Source organism: Novosphingobium sp. GW821-FHT09E05 (assembly GCF_059416165.1).
Window position 1 is genome coordinate 401,438 of the sequence record NZ_JBWKOQ010000002.1, and the last position, 19,903, is coordinate 421,340.

Sequence of the window (19,903 nt, forward strand, 5' to 3'; positions counted from 1 at the left end):
GGCGCAGCGATGCAGCCGGGCTTTTTTCGCAGGGCTGCGGACGGGCGCTAGTCGCCCTCGCCCTCTTCCACCGGGTCCACCCGCATCGCCACCGAGGCCAGGCTTTCCGCTTCGAACAGCAGGTCGTCATCCGCCGCGCCCGAGGGCAGGCTTTCGCGCCCGATCATCGACAGCGCCGGGACCGACAGCGGGCTGATGCGGTCGAGGCGGACGTGGTCCACTTCCTTCGCCGCGCGGTCGAGCACGTCGGCGACCCGCGCCACGTCGGTCATGCGCGAGCGGGCATCGGCCCAGGCCGCCTGGATCAGCAGGTGGTCGGGCTCGTACTTGCGCAGCACGTCGTAGATGAGGTCGGTCGAGAAGGTCACCTGCCGCCCCGACTTGCGCTTCCCTGGCTGCTGCCGCTCGACGAGGCCGGAGATCACCGCCACTTCGCGAAAAGCGCGGCGCAGCAGGTACGACTGCTGCACCCAGTCGACGAACTCGTGGGTCAGGATGTCGGGCGAGAGCAGCGCGGCGGGCTCCGCCACCTCCTTGAGCCCCCAGACGACCAGCGTGTAGTCGGTGGCGACGAAGCCCAGCGGGCCGAGCCCCCGGTCCTCCATCCGCCGGGTAATCAGCATGCCGAGCGACTGGTTCGCGTTCCACCCCTCGAAGGTATAGTAGCTGGTATAGGCGAGCCCCCGGTGCGGGAAGCTCTCGACCAGCAGCCGCCCTGGCGCGGGCAGGTGCGAGCGCCAGTCCTGCACTTCCAGCCATTCGCGCACGTCGTCGGGGAAGCGCGCCCAGCCCGCGCGGTCGGACAGCATCGCGCGCACCCGGTCGGCGAGATGCGTGGAGATCGGCATGCGCTGCCCCGAATAGCTCGGGATCGTCGCCGAGCGCTTGGCCGCGCGCACGATCAGTTCGAGGTCCTTCAGCGATTCGACCTCGAGGTCCATGCCCGCGAACCGGAAGGTATCGCCGGGTTCCAGGCTGGCGCCGAAACCCTCCTCCACCTTGCCGAGCGAGCGTCCGTTGCGGAAGCGCACGTCGAGCATTTCGGAATCGACGATGATCCCCGCATTCAGCCGGTGGCGTGCCGCATGTTCCGGGTGAGTCAGCCGCCAGGTCCCGTCCTTGTCTCGCACGATCCGCCGAAAGCGGTCGTAGGAGCGCAGCGCGTAGCCGCCGGTCGCGACGAACTCGAGCACCCGCGCGAACATCGCCGCGTCCACCCAGGCATAGGCGAGGCTGGAGCGCACTTCGGTGAGCAGCTCATCCTCGCGGAACGGCCCCGCGCAGGCGACCGCCATGACGTGCTGGGCCAGAACATCGAGCCCGCCCGGGCGGAACGGGTCGCCGTCTCGCTGGCCTTGCCGCACCGCCTCCTGCGCCGCGAAAGCCTCGAGGAATTCGAAGCGATTGCCCGGCACCAGCACCGCCTCGCTGGGGCAGTCGAGCCGGTGGTTGGCGCGCCCGATCCGCTGCAGCAGCCGCGACGAGCCCTTGGGCGCGCCCATCTGCACGACGAGGTCGATGTCGCCCCAGTCGATGCCGAGATCGAGGCTGGCGGTGCAGACCAGCGCCCGGAGCTTGCCCTCGGCCATCGCCCCCTCGACCTTGGCCCGCGCCTCCTTCGACAGCGAGCCGTGGTGGATGCCGATCGGCAGGTTGCCATCGTTGGCATTCCACAGCTCCTGGAAGATGTACTCCGCCAGGAACCGCGTGTTGGTGAAGACGAGCGTCGTGCGGTGGGCGCGGATCTGCTCGATCAGCTGCGGGATAGCCCAGATCGCGGCGTGACCGCTCCACGGGATACGCTCTCCCTGCGGGAGCAGGATGTCGACCACGGGGTCGGCGCCGGGCTCGCCGTGGACCAGTTCCACCCCGTCGATCTCGCCCCAGGGCGCGAGCCAGCCGCGGTACTCGTCGGGGTCCGCCAGCGTCGCCGAGAGCGCCGCGCGCTGGAGGTCGGGGTTGATCGCCTGCAACCGCGCCAGCGACAGCGCCAGAAGGTCGCCGCGCTTGCCGGTGGCGAAAGCGTGCACTTCATCAACAACCACCCGCTGCAACCCGGCGAACAAGGTCGGCGCCTCGGGATAGCTCAGCAGCAGCGACAGCGATTCGGGCGTCGTCAGCAGCACATGCGGCGGCCGTGCGCGCTGGCGGGCCTTGCGGTCGGAAGAGGTATCGCCGCTGCGGGTCTCGACGCGGATGGGGAGGCCGATCTCCTCGATCGGGGCGATGAGGTTGCGCTGGACGTCGGTCGCCAGCGCCTTCAGCGGTGAGACGTAGAGCGTGTGCAGGCCCTCCGGCGGGTTTCGCCCCAGGCGCGAGGGGCAGAACGCGGCCAGCGTCGGCAGGAAGCCCGAAAGCGTCTTGCCCGCGCCGGTATCGGCCACCAGCAGCGCATGGTGCCCCCGGTCGGCGGCGGCGAGCATTGCCTGCTGATGCCGCCGCACCCGCCAGCCGCGCGCGTCGAACCAGCCGGCGATCTCGGGCGGGATGGTGCCGGGGGCGGGTTCGCTCATTGGGGGGACCATATCTGCACGGTGAGGGAAAAGCACCGTTCGCGTGCGAGTTGCCTGAGGCCTTCCCTTCAGCGCGACAGGTCCGACAACGCCAGCTGCCGGTCGATCTCGTCCACCAGCCGCTCCAGCCCCTCGGCCGTATCGCTTTCGGCCCGCGCCGTGAGCGCTTCCTGCGTGTTCGAGGCGCGCAGCAGCCACCAGCCGTCCGGCGTATCGACGCGCACGCCGTCGAGGGCGTTCACCTCCGCGCCCGCCGCCGCCAGCCGTTCGCGCACTTCCTCGATCGCGGCGAACTTGCGCTCCCGGGACACGGCGAAGCGCAGTTCGGGCGTGTTGGCCATGACCGGCATGGCGTCCCGCAGTTCGGTGATCGAGGCGCCCAGCCGCGCGGCGGCGGCGATGAGGCGCACGGCGGCATAGAGCCCGTCATCGAAGCCATAGTAATCGTCGGCGAGGAAGAAGTGCCCGCTGGTCTCGCCGCCCAGCAGGGCGCCGGTTTCCTTCATTCTGGACTTGATATGCGAGTGCCCGGACGGCGCCATCTCGGCCCTGCCGCCAAGCGCCCGCACGGTGTAGAAGACGAGGCGCGAGGCCTTCACATCCGCGATTACCGTGGCGCCCGGATGACGGGCCAGCATGTCTCGCGCGTAGATCGTGAGCAACTGGTCGGCGTCAATCACCCTGCCCAGGGCGTCCACCACACCCATGCGGTCGGCATCGCCGTCGAAAGCCACTCCGAAATCGAGGCTCTTGGCGGCGACGAGCGCCTTCAGGTCTGCAAGGTTCGCCTCGACGGTCGGATCGGGATGGTGATTGGGAAACCGCCCGTCCACTTCGGAGTAAAGCAGATGGTGTTCGCCGGGCAGACGCGAAGTCAGGAGTTCGAGGGCAGGTCCGGCGGCGCCGTTCCCGGCATCCCAACCGATGCGCAGGCCTCGAACGTCATCCGCATCGATACCCGAGAGCCCCTCGACCAGACGCGCGACATAGCCGGCAAGGACGTCGCGCCGGCCGCGGCGACCGCCCCCTTCGCGGCTATCGAGGTCGATCCAGTCCCCCGCCGCCGCCATCGCGCCAAGCCGCTGGATGTCCGCCCCGAAGAACGGCCGCCCGCCCAGTACCATTTTGAAGCCATTGTGATCTGCGGGATTGTGGCTGCCAGTTACCTGAACGCCGCCCTGCACATCTTCGGCTGAGGCCTCCGCGAAATAGAGCATCGGCGTGGCGGCCAGCCCGATGCGCACCACATCCATGCCGCTGGCGGTAAGCCCCTCGACCAGCGCCTGCTCGAGCATTGGCGAACTCAGCCGGCCGTCGCGGCCGACCACCACCTGGCGCCCGCCCGCCCGCCGCACGACCGTCGCGAAGCAGCGGCCGATGGCGTGGGCATCCGCCGGACCCAGCGTCTCGCCGACGATGCCCCGGATATCGTATTCGCGCAGGATGGAGGGGTGAAAGCGGTGGCTCATGTCGGGCATGCCCGCTTATCCGCAATCCCTGACGGTCCCGCAACGGCGATTGCGGCAAGGTAACCTGCGGCGGTCATGCAACGCCGTATCCCGAGGTACGATGGGCTCCGCGCCAGCAGGGCCAGTCATGCGCAGCGCAGGACTGCGCGTCTGGCGACCGCCCGGGTCATGCAAGGCCGCCATCGACAGCGGGTTCCTCCCGGCGGGCCGATCCGCTAGAACCGCCCGGTGAAAATCGCCGCCCTTTCCGACATCCACGGGAACCTCGCCGCGCTGGATGCGGTCCTGGCCGATGCTGCCGCGCGCGGTGTCGACCAGATCGTGAACCTTGGCGACATTCTCTCCGGACCGCTCTTTCCAGAGGCGACGGCCGATCGGCTGATGGCGCTGGGCCTGCCGACCATCCGGGGCAATCACGAGCGCCAGTTGCTGGAGCTGGCGCCGGAACGGATGGGCCTGTCCGACCGGCATGCCGCGGCCCGCCTGCGCCCCGAGCAACGGGCCTGGATCGCCGATCTGCCCGCCACGCTGCGGCTCTCGCCCGAGGTGCTGATGGTCCACGGCACCCCCGGCAGCGACCTCGACTACTTCCTGGAGACGGTCGACGAAGAAGGGCTGCGACCGGCGACCGGGGCGGAGGTCCTGGAACGCGCCGGAAATGCGGATGCGGCGGTGCTCCTGTGCGGCCACACCCATGTCGCCGGAGTGGCGCGGCTTGCCGACGGACGCCTCATCGTCAATCCGGGAAGCGTCGGCCTTCCCGCCTATGCCGATGACCTGCCCTATGCTCACGTCGTGCAGAGCGGCTCTCCCCACGCCCGCTACGCCATCCTGACGCAGTCCGCAGGAGCCTGGTCGGCCGAACTCCGCGCCGTGGACTACGACTGGGAGCAGGCAGCCCGCGATGCCGAAGCGAACGGGCGAATGGACTGGGCCAGGGCGCTCAGGACCGGGCGGGTATAGCCCCGCCGCCTTACCCTTCGACCGGCAGCTGCGCGAGCAGCACGTCGCGGGCGGCGTTGGCCTCGTGGACCTGCTCGTTGCTGCCGCCCCGGTCGGGGTGGACGGCGGCAAGTCGGCGGCGGTGGGCGTCGACGATCTCGCGCCGGGTCGCGCCCGTTTCCACGCCCAGCAGGACGCGGGCCTGCGCGGCCTCGAACGAGGGCGCGGCCCGGCCTCCCGCCTTGCCGAGCTTCGGTTGCCAGGGCCAGCGCCCCGCATAGAGCCGCCACGCGATGCAGCCGAGCGCGACCAGCCAGAGCAGCTTGAGCATGGCGTCAGGCGCCGGCCGCGAAGGCAGGGGCGGGAGCGAGGCCGGCCGTCTGCGTGCCCGGCACCGGCAGCTTGAGCCCGGCCAGGAGCCCGCGCACTTCCTGCCGCGCGACAAGGTGGCTGGTGCCGAGGTCGCCCAGGTAACCCTTGTCGAGCAGGGTCAGACCGGAGGGGAACAGCTCACGGAAGATGACGCGCTCGGACAGGCCGCCGGCGATGCGGAAGCCCGCGCGCTTCGACAGTTCCTGCAGCGCGCCGTCGATGCGCCGCATGTTTCGCGCCTCGACGTGCTGGACGCGGTTGCGCACCACCACCCAGTCGAGTTCTCGCCGGCCTTCGTTGATGGTCTTGAGGCCGCGCTGCTTGCGCGCTTCCCACATGACTTCGGCGTAGAACGACAGGCGCTTGACCTTGAAGGTCTCGCTGTCGACCTGGCCGAGCAGGTCGAAGTCGACGAAGCTGTCGTTGAGCGGGGTCACCAGCGTATCCGCCGTGGTGGCGACGTGGCGGGCGAAGGCGTCGTCGCGGCCGGGCGTGTCGAACACGAGGAAATCGTAACCTTCCGCGATCTGCTCGGCGAGATCGTCGAGTTCGCCGAGGTCGTCCCCGTCGTAGACCGCGAAGCGCGCACCCGGCAACGCGATGTCGCGGCGGCGCTCGGTCTCGACGCGGTTCTCGAGGTAGCGGAACAGCGTGCGCTGGCGCGGATCGAGGTCGATCGCGGCGACCTTGGCGCCCTGGTAGGCGAGCGCGATGGCGACGTGCACGGCCGTCGTCGACTTGCCGGTGCCGCCCTTTTCGTTGGCGAAGACGATGCGATGCGCTGTCACTTGACCGTTACGCTTTCCTGGCTGGCGGTCCGGAGATTGCCGGACCCACGTTTCAAACATTGCCCCCGGAAGCACGCCGCGGTTAGAGAACCCTCCACGCGCCTGCCGGCCGAGGCCATCATACTGGAGCAGTGAACCCCAATGCAAACCGTCCACACCCTTGATCCACTGCGCAGTGCAGTCGAGCAGTTGCGCGCCCGGTCGAATGGGGCGGGCCCGGTCGCCCTGGTGCCGACGATGGGCGCGCTCCATGAAGGCCATCTGACACTCGTGCGGGAGGCCAGGAAGCAGGCGCAAGCCGTGGTCGTCTCGATCTTCGTCAACCCGCTGCAGTTTGGCGCGAACGAGGACCTCGACGCCTATCCGCGCCAGCTGGAGCGCGATTCCCGCCTGCTGGAAGCGGAAGGGGTGGACCTCCTCTGGGCACCGACGGTCGAAGCGATGTATCCGGCGGGCTTCGCATCGAACATTGCGGTTGCAGGGGTGAGCGAGGGGCTCTGCGGCGCGGCGCGGCCCGGGCACTTCGACGGGGTCGCCACGGTGGTGTGCAAGCTGTTCAACCAGGTCCTGCCCGACGTTGCCCTATTCGGCGAAAAAGACTGGCAGCAACTGGCGGTGATCCGCCGCATGGCCCGCGACCTCGATCTCACCCGGCCGGCTGCAGACGCGATCCTCGGCGTGGAGACGGTGCGCGAGGCGGACGGCCTCGCGATGTCCTCGCGCAATGCCTATCTCGGCGCCGAGGACCGCGCGGCGGCGGTCGCCCTGCCCCGCGCCATGCGCAGCGCGATCGCGGCGATCGAAAGCGGCGCCGAGGTGCCTGCGGCGCTGGCGGGGCTGGAGGCGGAGATCGTCGGGGGCGGGTTCCTCTCGGTCGACTATGCGCAGCTGCGCGATGCGGACGACCTCGCGGTGCTGGACGCGCGTTCGGCGCGGCCCATGCGCCTGCTCGTTGCGGCGAGGATCGGGCCGGCGCGGCTGATCGACAACATGGCGGTGATGCCTGCAAGCATTTGACGAAGGCTGCGAAATTCTCACAGACATCGTCATTTGTTCATGCCAATGTCGCGCCCTAAGCACTATTCGCCCAGGGGTCCGGGCGGTCTGCGCCGCCACGCGGCAAGCATGGGAGCAATGATGATCATGAAGAACTCTGTCCACGCCTTGGGCGTGCTCGCCGTTTCACTTGCGGCGACTGTGGCCGCCGGCCCGGCTCTGGCCGCCGACAGGTCCTCCGCCCGCCAGCAGCAGGACCGGGGCACGCAGGCCATCCCCACCTGCACCAAGCGGCTGGGCACCGTGGCGATCGTCGAGCCCGACAACCAGTGGTGGCGTGAGCTGAGCCTGGGCAGCCCCGAGGCGATCCTGCGCGTCTTCGTCCAGAAGTCGGGTTGCTTCACTCTCGTCAATCGCGGCCGCTCGCTGGAAAACAGCGCGATGGAACGCGCGCTCGCGGCGCAGGGCGAGCTCCAGGGCGACTCGAACATCGGCAAGGGCCAGATCAAGGCGGCGGACTACTTCCTGCAGCCGGACATCGTCTCGACCAACAACAATTCGGGCGGCGGCGGCCTCGGCGGCGTGCTGGGGGGCGTTGGCGGCATGTTCGGGCGCGGCTTCGGCGCGATCGCGGGCGGCCTCAACGTCAAGAAGGGCGAGGCCAACGTCACTCTCTCGATCGTCAATTCGCGCACCACGGTGGAAGAAGCGCTGACCGAGGGTTACGCGCGCAAGTCCGACGTCAGCTTCGGCGGTGGCGGGGGCGGCTTCTTCGGCGGCACCTTCGGCGGGGTCGGCGGCGGCGGCTACCAGAACACGCAGATCGGACAGATCATCGTGCTCGCCTACCTCGACGCCTATACGCAGCTCGTCACCCAGCTCGGCGGCCTGCCCGCTGACGCCTCGGCGGCGGCGCCCGCAGCGCACTGACGACCGGGGCGCCGGGGGCGTCATCTAACAGCCATTGTCAGGCGACCCCGGCCGCGGCCTGGTTTATTTCCCGATTCGGCCGGGGATGGCACATACTCGAGAGTGCCCGCCGCGGTTCGGGTCCAGCACCGGGCCGGATTTGGCGCCGAGGCGCTGGAGGCAAACGGCCTCGGCTGGGGACATGGCTATTCGCGATTGGATTTCACTCCGGCACGACGCCGGCGATGCTGTCTGCGATGATCTCGACGCGCTTCGGGGTCGCGGGCGCCGCAGTCCCAGTCCCCTTGGGCGGCGTCCGAAGGCTCCGCGCCTGGCGGCGGTCGGCGGGTCGGGGCAGGTCATGGGCCGGGAGGGGCCCTTGCCTGCATCCGGCACGATGACCGTCGCCGGCAACCCCGTCGCCGTGTACGATATGCGGCACGAGGCGTTTTCACGATGAGCGCGCGCGCAATGGGGAGTGGCGACATGACGGGCGGTCTGAACATCCTCTACATCGAGGACGATTCGCGCGCGGCGTCGCAGGTCGAAGAACTCGCAGGCCAGTCGGGCGACACGCTGACCTGGTGCGCCACCGGCGGCGACGGGCTCAAGCGTGCGGGAGTGGAGCGCTTCGACGTCATCATCCTCGACCGCATGCTGCCCGACCTCGACGGGCTCACCATCCTGTCGCGCCTGCGTGAAAGCGGGGTCGGCACGCCGGTGCTGCTGCTTTCCGCGCTCGGCCGCACGTCCGACCGCGCCGAAGGGCTGGACGCAGGCGCCGACGACTATCTCGCCAAGCCGTTCGAGGGCGAGGAACTGCTCGCCCGCCTGCGCGCGCTGCATCGGCGCTCCTCGGGGCGCGAGCACTCGGCGGTGATCCTCTATGGCGCCTTCGAATGCCACGTGAAGGCGCGCACCGCCTTTCGCGACAACCGCCACCTCTCGCTCAGCCCGAAGGAATTCGAGCTGTTCCGTTACTTCATGGAGAATGCCGGCGAGGTGCTGACGCGCGAGATGCTGCTGCGCGACGTGTGGAAGATGAACTTCGATCCCCAGACCAACGTCGTCGACGTCAACATCGGACGCCTGCGCCGCAAGCTAGAGGAAGGTTTCGACAAGCCCGCGCTCGAAACGATCTGGGGGTCGGGGTACAGGCTGTTGGACGGCCGGTGAAACACGGCCGCGCAGCTTCGCGATGAGCCGCCTGTTCGTCATCCGTCATTCGATCTTCGCGCAGATCGTGCTCTGGGCGATCGCGACCGCCGCGGTCATCACCTTCGGCCTCTGGGTGCTGACCAACGCGACGATCCAGCGCACCAACCGCCAGGCGCTCGAACGCGCGGTCGATGTCGACCTCGCCGGCATGGTCGACATCTACGCCAGCGGCGACGAGCACGAACTCGCCAAGCGCATCGAGGACCGCCTCGCCCTCCAGCCGCGCGACGGCGATCCCGCGCACTACCTGCTCGCCGACGCGCAGGGCAAACGCATCGCCGGCGACCTCAAGACCTGGCCGGGGCTTCATGCGGGCGTCTCGGAGGCGGCCGACGTGACGATCGACGGCGCCGATCACGCCTTCGCCCGCTCGACCCAACTGGCCCCCAACCTGCGGCTGCTGGTGGCGCACGAGTACCGCGACCTGAGCCTGCTGCTGCGGCAGGTGGCGCTGGTCTTCCTGACGGGGGGCCTGCTCGCCGTCCTTGCCGTGGCGCTGGGCGGGTGGATGGCCGCACACCGCCTGGCCGGGCGGCTCGAGCGGATCAACGCCGCGTTCCGCCAACCCGACGACGCCGCGCTCGCCGAACTGGAACGCGGATCGGCCGGGCGCGACGAGATCGACGAACTGACCAGCCACTCGGGCAACGCGCTGAGCCGCCTCAAACGCCTCGCTGCCGCCCACCGCGAAACGACCGACCACGTCGCCCATGAGATGCGCACGCCGCTGATGCACCTCGACAACCGGCTAGTGAAGGCGTTGGCGGCGACGCCCGACGCCGAGACCGCCTCGCGCATCGCCGACGCGCGCACCGAGATCCGCGGCATCATCCGCATGCTCGAATCGCTGCTCGACATCGCCGCCAGCGAGGCCCGGCGCGGCGACCGGCACGGGCTTTCGCCGGTGGACATGAGCGTCCTGACCGCGCGGCTGGGCGAGCTCTACGCCGACAGCGCGGAGGATTCCGGGCACAGGCTCGAGCTCGACATCGAATCCGAAGTGGTGATCGACGGCGAGGAGATGCAGCTCACGCGCCTCGTCACCAACCTGCTCGACAATGCCTTCAAGTACGTGCCGAGCGGTGGTACGGTGCGCCTCAAGCTGCGCAGGGGGCCGAGACTCGTCGTCAGCGACGATGGGCCCGGCATTCCCGACGACCAGCGCGAGAGTATTTTCGAGAAGTTCAGCCGAGGCGGGAGTCGTATCGGCACGGAAGGCGCTGGCCTCGGTCTTGCCCTGTGCCGCGCGATCGCCGAACGCCACCACCTGGAGATCACGCTGGCGCCCTCAGGCAAGGGCGCCTGTTTCACGGTTGCCCCGGAGTTCAAACGATGAGCCCAACCCCGCGCCAGTGCATGGTCTTCGCCAGCGGCCTCGCCATGGCGGCCATGTCGGTCGTGCCCGCGGCGGCACAGGACGAAGCCCCGGCCCTCGGCGAGCGCGTGGCGCTGGCGCTTTCCTCGGCGCAGACGGCCCAGACCCGCTCCGACCCGTCCGCGCTGGCGCAGGCGCTGGCCGTGATCGAACGCTCCGGCGCCCGGCCGCTCGACGACTGGGCCGGCCAGGATCCCGTTCCCGCCTGGCGCGCGCTGGTGACGGATGCGCCCGGCCCGCTGCGCGGCAGCCCGCTCGGCCCCGGCTACCGCTCGGGCAAGGCCTCCCCCGGTGGCAGCGACAGCTTCGAGCAGGTGTTCCTGTCGGGCAAGAAGGCCAGCATCGCGCTTTCCACCCCCAGCGACACGCCGCTGACGCTGCAGGTGCTCGACGCCGATCGGCGCCCCGTCTGCACCACCGTCGATGCACGCCGCGCCTGCCGTTGGGTGCCGCTGTTCACCCAGCGCTACGTGATCGAGGTACGCAACGGCGGCAACCGCGTGGCCGAGTACTTCCTCGTGGTCGAATAGGCGTTCGCGCGCCGCGCAACCGGGGTTTCGCAGAAAGCGCGGCCTTGGCCGGTTACCTTACAGGACCTCGTTCGTTAAAGCGTCGGTATGGAGCAACAGGCCCTCGTTTTCGCGCTGATCGGTATTCTTGGCATCGGAGCACAATGGATCGCTTGGCGTACCGGCTGGCCGGCCATCGCCCTCATGCTTGCCGCCGGCGTCATCGCCGGGCCGGTCACCGGGCTGGTCATGCCCGAGCATACCTTCGGCGAACTGCTGGAACCGATGGTCTCGGTGGCGGTCGCGCTGATCCTGTTCGAAGGCGGTCTCAGCCTCAACTTCCGTGAACTGCGCAAGACCGACGGTGCAGTTGCGCGCCTGATGGTGATCGGCATCCCGCTCGGGTGGGTGCTGGGCGCGGTGGCCTGCTACTACGTGGCGGGCCTGGTCTGGCCGGTGGCGATCCTGTTCGCCGGCATCCTCGTGGTGACCGGCCCCACCGTCGTCATCCCCCTGCTACGCCAGAGCAACGTCGCGCCGCGGCCCCGCGCGATCCTCAAGTGGGAAGCGATCGTCAACGACCCCTTCGGCGCGCTCTGCGCCGTGATCACCTACGAATACCTGCGCCGCTCGGGCGAGGGCGGCACGCTGCTGGCGGTGGTCGCCTCGCTGCTCGCCGCCGCCGCGGTCGCCGGACTGATCGGCTACGCGGTCGCCAAGGCGATCGCCTGGGCCTTCCCGCGCGGCCATGTGCCCGAATACCTCAAGGCGCCGGTGCTGCTGGTCGCGGTGATCGGCACCTTCGTGCTCTCGAACCTGATCCAGCAGGAGACCGGGCTGCTCGCCGTTACGGTGATGGGCATCGCCATCGCCAACATGCGCCTCGATTCGCTGCGCGATATCCACCCGTTCAAGGAGAACGTGACCGTCCTGCTGATCTCGGGCGTGTTCGTGCTGCTCTCCGCCTCACTCGACCTCGACGTGCTGCGCCACTTCGAATGGCGCTTCATCGCCTTCCTGCTGGCGCTGCTGTTCCTGGTCCGCCCGGCGACAGTGCTGGTGAGCCTCGCCTTCAGCAAGATCCCCTGGAACGAGCGGCTGCTCATCGCCTGGATCGCTCCGCGCGGCGTCGTCGCGGTCGCGGTCTCGGGCCTCTTCGCGCTCCGGCTCGACCAGCTGGGCTACGGCGACGGCTCGATCCTGGTGACGCTGTCGTTCTCGGTCGTCATCGCCACGATCATCGCCCACGGCTTCTCCATCCGCCATGTGGCCCGCTGGCTGGGCGTCACCGGTGCGCCGCAGAAAGGCCTGCTGATCGTCGGCAGCACCTCGTGGAGCCTCGCGCTGGCCCAACAGCTGCGCCAGTTGGAACTGCCGGTGATGATCGCGGACAACAGCTGGCAGCGGCTTTCCGCGGCCCGGCAGGCCGGTATCGCCACCTATCACGGCGAGATCCTGGCCGAATCGACAGAGGAGCGCCTCGACCTCACGCAGTTCCAGGTCCTCGCCGCAACGACCGACAACGAGGCCTACAATGCCCTCGTCTGCAGCGAGTTCGCGCCCGACATCGGCCGCGATTCGGTCTACCAGCTCGGCGGCATGGGCGATGACGAGGACCACCGCAGCCTCCCCGAGGCGCTGCGCGGCCGCGCCATGTTCGCCTCTGGCCACGGCGTCGCCGAGATCATGGAGCGCGAGGGCCAGGGCTGGACCTTCCGCAAGACCCGCATCAGCGAGCAGTTCGACTTCGCCGCCGCGCAGGCTGCGCTGGCGGACGAAGCGGACATGCTGTTCCTGCTGCGCAAGGACGGGCGCATCCGCTTCTTCACCCATGCCTCGCGCCCCAGCCCGCAGGCGGGCGACGTGGTGGTATCCTACGGCCCCCCGCGCCGCGCCGAACCCGACCCGACCCGCCAGACCCCGAAGAAGGAGGCGACTGCATGAGAGGCTTTTCCGTCCCCCCCGTCCGCATCCTGCCGTCGGCCCTGATGGCCGCACCGCTGCTGCTCGCCGCCTGCCAGCCCGCCGGCCAGACGGACGATACCGCGACCGAGGCATCGGCACCCGGCGGCGACGCCGATCCCGCCGCGAGCGAAGCGCCGGACGATATCGTCAAGAAGTCGATCATCCGTGCCGAAGTGGATACGGGTCCCACCGAGGCTCCTGCAATCGAACCCTCGCAGATCACGGTTCCCTTCTCTGCCACGGGGACCAGGCCGGATGCGGGAGGCACCGCTCTCCTCGGCGACCTGCTGAAGGCGCCAGCGTTCCTAGCGGGCGGGCCGATCACGATCTGGGGCCACAGCGATTCCAGAGGGTCCGACGCGGACAACCTCGCCGCATCGCGCCGCCGCGCCGACGCGGTGCGCGCCTACCTCGAAAACAAGGGCGTCGCTCGGGACCGGATGACCGTGATCGCCCTTGGCGAGGCCCGGCCCATCGCTCCCAATCGCAGGCTCGACGGCTCCGACGACCCCGAAGGCCGCGCAAAAAACCGGCGCGTCGACGTCAGGGTGGACCTGCCGCCCCCGCCGCCGGCAATGCCCGCCGCCGGCACTGCCGAGAAAGCACAGGCGCCAGCGCCCTGACGTCCGTCGCCGGCGATCAGTTCTCGAGCTTGCCGAAGGGCAGCAGTCGGCGCGCCTCCGCGGCGGCACCCTTGCCGTTGTTGGCGCGCAGTTCGGGCAGGATGGCGGCGGCGGCCCGCTTCATCACCGCATCGAGCGTCGTCGGTGCCTGCGCGGATGCGGCAACCTCGGCCCATTTGCGGGCCTGCGCCACGTCGGCGGTATTGTCGCGAATGTACAGCAGCGCTCCCAGCCCGGGATAGAAAGCGCGATCGCCGCCCAGCGCGACGGCCCGCTTCAGGGCGCTCTCTCCTGCCCCAGCCTTGGCGCCCAGCGCGGTACGGGCGAGGAAACCGCCCAACTGGTCGATCGCGCCAAGGTGCCAGCCCGCGATCGCCATCTGGACTTCGGCGTCACGCGGGTTCTGCGCGGCAAGGCGCTCGAACGTGACAAGCGAGGCCTTCACATCCGACCTGCTGCGCGTCAGCTTCCCGCGGTAACCGATCGCGATGCCGCGCTGGAGCGTGGCTTCATAGTCGCCCGCGCGTTTCGCCAGGATCCGGTCGGCGGCGGCGATCGCCTGGGCAACCAGCGCCAGGGCCCTCGTCTTGTCCGGCGCCTGGAACGCCGCGGCGGTCAGCAGTTCACGCGGTGTATCGGCCAGGGCGGCGGCCGGGGACGCGGCGGCCAGGGCACTCAGCACTATTATCGTCGGGCGGTACACGAACTCTCCTGCCAAGTATGGGAAGGCGGCACGATGGCCGATGCCGTGCCCATGAGCCAGCGATTATCGCCCCGCCGTGCAATGACAGCCTTGCGCCGATTTATGGGGAAGCGGGACAGACACCCGACCGGTCGGTGCGACGGCAGGACGCCGCAGCCTGGCAAGAACTCGCTCGTCGCCCGGATTTGAGCGGTCGGCCCCGAAAAGACACTGATTTCATTGATGGAGCGGGTGAAGGGAATTTAATTCGCGGAGGTTTTCGATTGACCATCAGAACGTTAGAATCACTGCATCTTACCGTGGCCCCCAGGCAGTACCCTAGAATCTTTGGCAGCAATTGGATTGCCACGGACAGGGAAACGCAGTGATTCGGGCGAAGATGTCGATCAAGCCAACGACATCGTCTTAAGCCGTCGGGTTGCGACCAATTCGAGACCTTCAGTGGCCATGGTGTGGAGGACCGTCTGTGCCGAAAGCTGCCATTAGATGACGGAGCTTATCGGGATTGCGAACTATATAAATTTGCCGCGATGCGACCCATCGTCGAGCGCGGTGGTCTGGAGCACGTCTCGACGATCGATACTGATGTGGCCGGGCAGGCCGCGTGCGCATGCACCGACCAGCACGACTGGTGAGTCGGCGGTGCGAGCGAGCATTACGCTGCCGCCGATCTGGCCGAGCGCAACTACAACGAACAACACGATTGCGCGTGTGTGGAGATGGCGGCAGTCACTGCGCGGTTAATCCGCCGTCGACGACAAACTCGCCGCCGGTGACGTAGTTCGCGCGATCGGACAGCAGAAAGGCGATCATGTGGCCGATATCGTCCGGCTCGCCCATCCGCCCCGCCGGGATTGAGGCGTTGATGACGTCGTGCTGCTCTGGATTGTCCTCGATCGCGACCTTTTGCATGTCTGTCCAGATGACACCGGGGTGCACCGAATTGACGCGGATGCCCTGCTTGGCAACCTCCAGCGCGAGCGACTTGGAATAAAGTCGCACGCCTGCCTTGCTGGCGGCATAGGCCGAGGCGCCTGGAATGCCGACCAGTCCCGCGATCGACGACAGGTTCACGATCGACCCCGAGCCTTGCGCCTGCATCACCGGCAGCACCGCGCGGCAGCCTAGGTACACGCTGGTGAGGTTGACGGCCAATTGGCGATTCCAGGCAGCGAGTTCAAGGTCGGCCGTCCACTTCAGCACCGCGATGCCGGCGTTGTTGACGAGACCGTCGATGCGGCCGGCCTGCCCCTTCACTCTATCAATCAGCGCGGCCCAGTCGGCTTCGTCGGTGACGTCCTGCGCTACCCCGGTAGCGTCGAGGCCCTCGGCGCGCAGTTCCTTGGCGCGCACAGCGGCGCCGTCGCCGTCGAGGTCGGTAAGGATGACGGTACAGCCTTCGCGGGCGAGCAGGCGTGCGGTGGCGAATCCGAGGCCGCCGGCCGAAGCCGCGCCGGTGACAATGATGGTCTTGTTGGTCACTATGGAGTCTCCGATTTAAACGGTGGCGAGCCAAAGGGGGGCTTTAGACTGATCCTGCATGTCGTGACGGCCGATCAGGCAAGCGGCAGGTCGGTTGCAAGAACGGCATCGACGGCAGCTTGCTTGCGGATCCAATCGACATAGTCCGAGCGGCGGGCGAAGCCTCACTCGCCCATTCGCATCGGTCGAGCTAGCGGCCCGAGTTAACCATATCGATCGGCGCGCCATCCTCAACAATCCGATGGCAGGCAAAGTAGTCCACTGCGCCATAATCGCGCGCCGGATCAGCGGGATCGAACGCAATCACGTGCTGGCCGATGATGTGCTAGTTGGCGAGATGTTTGGCGAGCATGCCTTGCGCAAAGTCCACGACTCCGCCCGCTGGCCTTGAAATTGCCATATCGGGGGGCGAACCCAGCCAAAACCTCAACAGTTGCGGCGCGAGGTCCAGCCGGTCCTGGCCGCGTATGTAGCGAGCGGCGAGATCGCGTATTGCGTCTTTCGCGATCAGGGTAGGCAGATCGGTCATGCCGGCTCCTTATGTCGTCCTCTTCCGATTTATATTCCGCTCTTTTATTCGGGATGCGGATGGGGCGGTCGCCTGACAACAGGGCTAGGTCGGGGTGTTCAGTTTTGGCTGCTCTCCAGTGCAGCTACGGCCATGGTAAGAGCGATATCGAACCGCCGACGGAACTGCTCGGGCTCGCGCTTCTGCAGACTTTCGTTATCCGAGAGCACCATCATGTTGATGACCACGAGATAAGACAACGCGATACGGTAGTCACCAAGGTGCAGATCCTCCGCGGCGACCAATCTGTTAATCCTATCCAGAAGCCATCGCAGGTTGCGATTGAGATCGGGGCGTGTGTCGCCGGCATGGGGTACACCCAACGGACGCTGTTGGAGCAGGTATTTGCTCATGAACGCCGCATAGGTGTGTCGGCCCTCTTCGTCGATAAGGTCCAAAATCGGCTCGCACAGGATCTGCATGAGGGTGCGAAGATCAAATGGTCGGCCGCATTTTTCGAGCCTCGCAATCGCCGCGCCGCGCGGGGCTTCCATTTGCCATACGCGCCAAGCGAAGATCGCCTGCACCAGCGTTTCGCGATTGCCAAAGTGGTATTGCACGGCGTTCGTGTTCCGGTTGCCCGCCGCCTGAGCGATCTCGCGGAACGAGACGCTCTCGATGGAACGCTGGGCATAGAGCGATTCGGCTGCTGCGATGATCCGCAATTTGGTCTCATCAGCGAAGTGTAGGGGCGGCTCGGTCACGCTGCGTTCCGTACACGAACCCCGAGCGAATTCTAGTTCGCGCAGCACGGTTTGTCCCTTTCGTACAGGTGCGTTCTACGCCGTAGCCTTGAACGAAACCAACCCGCCCTGTCCATTAAAACAGGTGCGTTACCCCGATTAACGCGTATGTTTTAATTACCGGCCGCTCGACGCAGCGTTGCCTAGAAGAATGCTTGGGAGAAGATCACATGACTCGACAGAGCCGGGCAGTGCCCGTTCGCCACCGCACAACCGCAATCCGCGCCATGCTTCTGGCCGCTACTGCGGGGATCGGGCTAACCGATGCATCCGTTGCTATGGCGCAAACCGAACAGGCGCAAGAAGGCGGCATTGGCGACATTATCGTTACCGCCCGCAAGCGCCAGGAAACGACGCAGGATGTTCCGGTTTCGGTCGTCGCGATTAGTGCCGAGCGCATGCAGCAGTACGACCTTAGCAGCCTCGAACGCGTCGCCGCGCAGACGCCCTCGTTCTCGATCGGCCGCACCCCGTCCGGTTCCGGCGCCACGCTCGTGCTGCGCGGGATCGGTTCGAACACGACCTCGATCGGACTGGAGCAGTCGGTCGCCGTGATCGTCGACGGTGCCTATTACGGCCAGGGCCGAACGATCAACGAAGGATTCTTCGACCTGGGTCGGCTGGAGATCCTCAAGGGCCCGCAGGCGCTGTTCTTCGGCAAGAACGCGACGGCTGGCGTCGTTTCTATCACCACTGCAGACCCGGGCGACAAACTCGAAATCATCGCCCGTGCCGGTTATGAATTCACCGCAAAGCAGGTTTACGGCGAAGCGATCGTTTCCAGCCCGTTGAGCGATACGCTCGGTATTCGCGTGGCAGCGCGTGCCTCCAAGCAGTTTGACGGGTACTACAAACAGGAAGGTACCACCCAGACCTATCCTACGATCGACCGGACATCGACCGCCGTTCCGGGTACAACCACCCTTCACAATTCGGGCCCTGCCGGCGACGGCCGCGCGAAGGAAGCGTACATCCGCGGCACCCTTAAATGGGAGCCGACCGACACCTTCACCGCCGTGCTTAAAGCCAATTACGGCGTTAACGACAGCAACAACCCCAGCGCCGGATCGGTGCTGTACTATTGCCCTACGGGCGCGTCGGCTGGTAACCCGGCGATCAAATGCGGCCGGCGCTTCGCCTCGTCCGCGAACCGGACCCCGGTCGACATCGCGGCAACGCAGCCCTTTGCAAATTCCGATGGCGCGCAGGGCAACCAGTACAAGTCCTGGGCGGCGAACCTGGGGCTCACCTGGGCGATGGACGATCTGTCGATTTCGTCCGTCACTAATTACAACTGGAATCACAACACCTTCCAATTCGATGCCGACAGTCTTTCCCGTTCTGGCGCACCGGGTATCTTCGCGACCGAGGATTCGACCTGGCACGCTTTCTCGCAGGAAGTGCGCGCGCAGACCACGCTCGGCGGCTTCTGGGATGCTATGTTCGGCGGCTACTATCAGAAGACCAAGCGCGACTATGATGCATGGACGGTCTCTGGTGGTCTGGAAAACAGCGCGGCAACCCCCGGCTTCCGCCGCTATCTCGCCAACTCGAAGGATTCGCAGACCAACGGCGAAACCTATGCCCTGTTCGGGCAGCTAATAGTACGCCCGGTCGACAAGGTCGAGATCGCTGGCGGTGTGCGCTACACCTCGGAAAGCAAGGACAGCTACTTCCTTCAGCCCTATTCCCATCCAATCCGCGTGGCCCAGGGCATCTTCCTGCCGGGGGTGACCCTGCGTTCGAACCAGGACTTCGAGGATTGGTCGCCTGAAGCCACGATCACCTACAAGCCCACCAACGACATCACGATCTACGGTGCCTACAAGACTGCCTATAAGTCGGGCGGTTTCTCGAATTCCGGCATCTACAGCCCCAACGCTGGCCTAGCCGATTTCGAGTTCGATCCCGAGAAGGCCAAGGGCTTCGAAGCCGGCATCAAGACCACCTGGCTCGATCGCCAGCTGCGCCTCAACCTGACCGCGTACAATTACAAGTACAGCAACTTGCAGCTCGATTTCTTCCGGTCGGATATTTTTGCCTTCACGACGATCAATGCTGGCTCGGCACGCACCAAGGGGATCGAGTTCGAATTCCAGGTGGCGCCGCGCGCGCTGGCAGGGTTCGACCTGCATGGTAGCGTGAACTACAATCGTGCCCGTTACGGCGATGCGCAAGGCGCGCCGTGCTGGGCGGGTCAGACGCGTGGCGAAGGGTGCAACCTAGTCTACCTGGGTGCAACCGACAGCTCCCGACCGTTCGATCCGGCGATTGACACCATCGCCAACCGGCAGAATCTCAAGGGGCAACCTACCGCCAACGCCCCCGACTGGACCGGCAACCTCGGCGCGACCTATGAGGCACTAATGGGAAGCGGCGCCAAGGTCGCGTTCAGCGCTGACGCCCGCTACAGCAGCAGTTATCTCGCTTCGGCCTTCGGCAATCCTTATACCAGACAGAAGCGCTACGTTTCGCTGGACGGCACCATCTCGTTCACGACGCCGGACGAGCGTTGGCAGCTTCAGGTCATCGGTAAGAACCTGACCAATCGCTTCTACGCAGTCGGCGGTACTGACGCCCCCAATACCGGCTCGGGCACAGGAACGAACGCCGGCGTGGTGGCGGACCAAATCGGTTTCGCCAGCCTGCCGCGCACTGTGCAGGCACAACTCACCTTCCGCTACTAATCCAGCTCCTCAGTCCTCCCACTTGAGGGTCTCCGGCCGCC

At 67.1% G+C, this 19,903-nt stretch carries 17 protein-coding genes; 9 read left to right on the plus strand and 8 right to left on the minus strand.

Translation table 11 applies throughout. The features are described from left to right. Positions 1–47: 47 nt before the first annotated feature. Together AC07M9_RS13755 and pgmG are read right to left on the minus strand one after the other, a co-directional pair. Positions 48–2,513, minus strand: coding sequence for a ligase-associated DNA damage response DEXH box helicase (locus AC07M9_RS13755; RefSeq protein WP_494884316.1), 2,466 nt, complete (start codon positions 2,511–2,513; stop codon positions 48–50). Between the two features lie 68 nt (positions 2,514–2,581). Then, the gene (gene pgmG, locus AC07M9_RS13760; RefSeq protein WP_494884524.1) at positions 2,582–3,982 is read right to left on the minus strand and encodes a phosphoglucomutase/phosphomannomutase PgmG; all 1,401 of its coding nucleotides are present in this window, start codon (positions 3,980–3,982) and stop codon (positions 2,582–2,584) included. A 228-nt stretch (positions 3,983–4,210) separates the two neighbouring features. Here pgmG and AC07M9_RS13765 point away from each other — a divergent pair, with 228 nt between their 5' ends. Continuing rightward, a complete protein-coding gene (locus tag AC07M9_RS13765) occupies positions 4,211–4,945 on the plus strand; it encodes a metallophosphoesterase family protein (protein WP_494884317.1) in 735 nt (244 codons plus the stop codon). 10 nt (positions 4,946–4,955) lie between these two features. Here the strand turns inward: AC07M9_RS13765 and AC07M9_RS13770 are convergent, their stop codons facing one another. Together AC07M9_RS13770 and AC07M9_RS13775 are read right to left on the minus strand one after the other, a co-directional pair. Next, on the minus strand, positions 4,956–5,255 hold the full coding sequence (locus tag AC07M9_RS13770; RefSeq protein ID WP_494884318.1) for a J domain-containing protein: 300 nt from the start codon (positions 5,253–5,255) through the stop codon (positions 4,956–4,958). A 4-nt stretch (positions 5,256–5,259) separates the two neighbouring features. Then, positions 5,260–6,084, minus strand: a complete 825-nt coding sequence (locus AC07M9_RS13775) for a division plane positioning ATPase MipZ (protein WP_494884319.1) — start codon at positions 6,082–6,084, stop codon at positions 5,260–5,262. A gap of 141 nt (positions 6,085–6,225) precedes the next feature. Here AC07M9_RS13775 and panC point away from each other — a divergent pair, with 141 nt between their 5' ends. The 7 genes from panC (at position 6,226) to AC07M9_RS13810 (ending at position 13,679) form a co-directional block, all read left to right on the plus strand. Next, the gene (gene panC / locus AC07M9_RS13780) at positions 6,226–7,101 is read left to right on the plus strand and encodes a pantoate--beta-alanine ligase (RefSeq protein ID WP_494884320.1); all 876 of its coding nucleotides are present in this window, start codon (positions 6,226–6,228) and stop codon (positions 7,099–7,101) included. 126 nt (positions 7,102–7,227) lie between these two features. After that, the gene (locus AC07M9_RS13785; RefSeq protein ID WP_494884321.1) at positions 7,228–8,010 is read left to right on the plus strand and encodes a CsgG/HfaB family protein; all 783 of its coding nucleotides are present in this window, start codon (positions 7,228–7,230) and stop codon (positions 8,008–8,010) included. A 465-nt stretch (positions 8,011–8,475) separates the two neighbouring features. Continuing rightward, positions 8,476–9,165, plus strand: a complete 690-nt coding sequence (locus tag AC07M9_RS13790) for a response regulator transcription factor (RefSeq protein WP_494884322.1) — start codon at positions 8,476–8,478, stop codon at positions 9,163–9,165. Positions 9,166–9,187: 22 nt separating this feature from the next. Further along, positions 9,188–10,543: a sensor histidine kinase gene (locus AC07M9_RS13795; protein WP_494884323.1), complete on the plus strand. Its 1,356-nt coding sequence runs from the start codon at positions 9,188–9,190 to the stop codon at positions 10,541–10,543. Continuing rightward, positions 10,540–11,112: a hypothetical protein gene (locus AC07M9_RS13800; RefSeq protein ID WP_494884324.1), complete on the plus strand. Its 573-nt coding sequence runs from the start codon at positions 10,540–10,542 to the stop codon at positions 11,110–11,112. The genes AC07M9_RS13795 and AC07M9_RS13800 overlap by 4 nt, the downstream gene beginning before the upstream one ends. An 87-nt stretch (positions 11,113–11,199) precedes the next feature. Then, positions 11,200–13,035: a cation:proton antiporter gene (locus AC07M9_RS13805; protein WP_494884325.1), complete on the plus strand. Its 1,836-nt coding sequence runs from the start codon at positions 11,200–11,202 to the stop codon at positions 13,033–13,035. Then, on the plus strand, positions 13,032–13,679 hold the full coding sequence (locus AC07M9_RS13810) for an OmpA family protein (RefSeq protein ID WP_494884326.1): 648 nt from the start codon (positions 13,032–13,034) through the stop codon (positions 13,677–13,679). The genes AC07M9_RS13805 and AC07M9_RS13810 overlap by 4 nt, the downstream gene beginning before the upstream one ends. Positions 13,680–13,695: 16 nt before the next feature. On the opposite strand, the gene AC07M9_RS13815 is transcribed toward AC07M9_RS13810, so the two are convergent. The 4 genes from AC07M9_RS13815 to AC07M9_RS13830 form a co-directional block, all read right to left on the minus strand. After that, positions 13,696–14,382 (minus strand): hypothetical protein, encoded by a 687-nt coding sequence (locus tag AC07M9_RS13815; RefSeq protein WP_494884327.1) that lies wholly within the window; start codon positions 14,380–14,382, stop codon positions 13,696–13,698. A 729-nt stretch (positions 14,383–15,111) separates the two neighbouring features. After that, positions 15,112–15,864 carry an SDR family NAD(P)-dependent oxidoreductase gene (locus tag AC07M9_RS13820; protein ID WP_494884328.1) on the minus strand — a complete coding sequence of 251 codons (753 nt, stop codon included), beginning with the start codon at positions 15,862–15,864 and terminating at the stop codon, positions 15,112–15,114. Positions 15,865–16,189: 325 nt separating this feature from the next. Continuing rightward, the gene (locus AC07M9_RS13825) at positions 16,190–16,393 is read right to left on the minus strand and encodes a hypothetical protein (RefSeq protein WP_494884329.1); all 204 of its coding nucleotides are present in this window, start codon (positions 16,391–16,393) and stop codon (positions 16,190–16,192) included. A gap of 98 nt (positions 16,394–16,491) precedes the next feature. Beyond that, a complete protein-coding gene (locus AC07M9_RS13830) occupies positions 16,492–17,136 on the minus strand; it encodes a TetR/AcrR family transcriptional regulator (protein WP_494884330.1) in 645 nt (214 codons plus the stop codon). Positions 17,137–17,345: 209 nt separating this feature from the next. Between AC07M9_RS13830 and AC07M9_RS13835 the strand changes: the two genes are divergently transcribed. Further along, positions 17,346–19,862 carry a TonB-dependent receptor gene (locus AC07M9_RS13835; RefSeq protein WP_494884331.1) on the plus strand — a complete coding sequence of 839 codons (2,517 nt, stop codon included), beginning with the start codon at positions 17,346–17,348 and terminating at the stop codon, positions 19,860–19,862. The last annotated feature ends 41 nt before the right edge of the window (positions 19,863–19,903 follow it).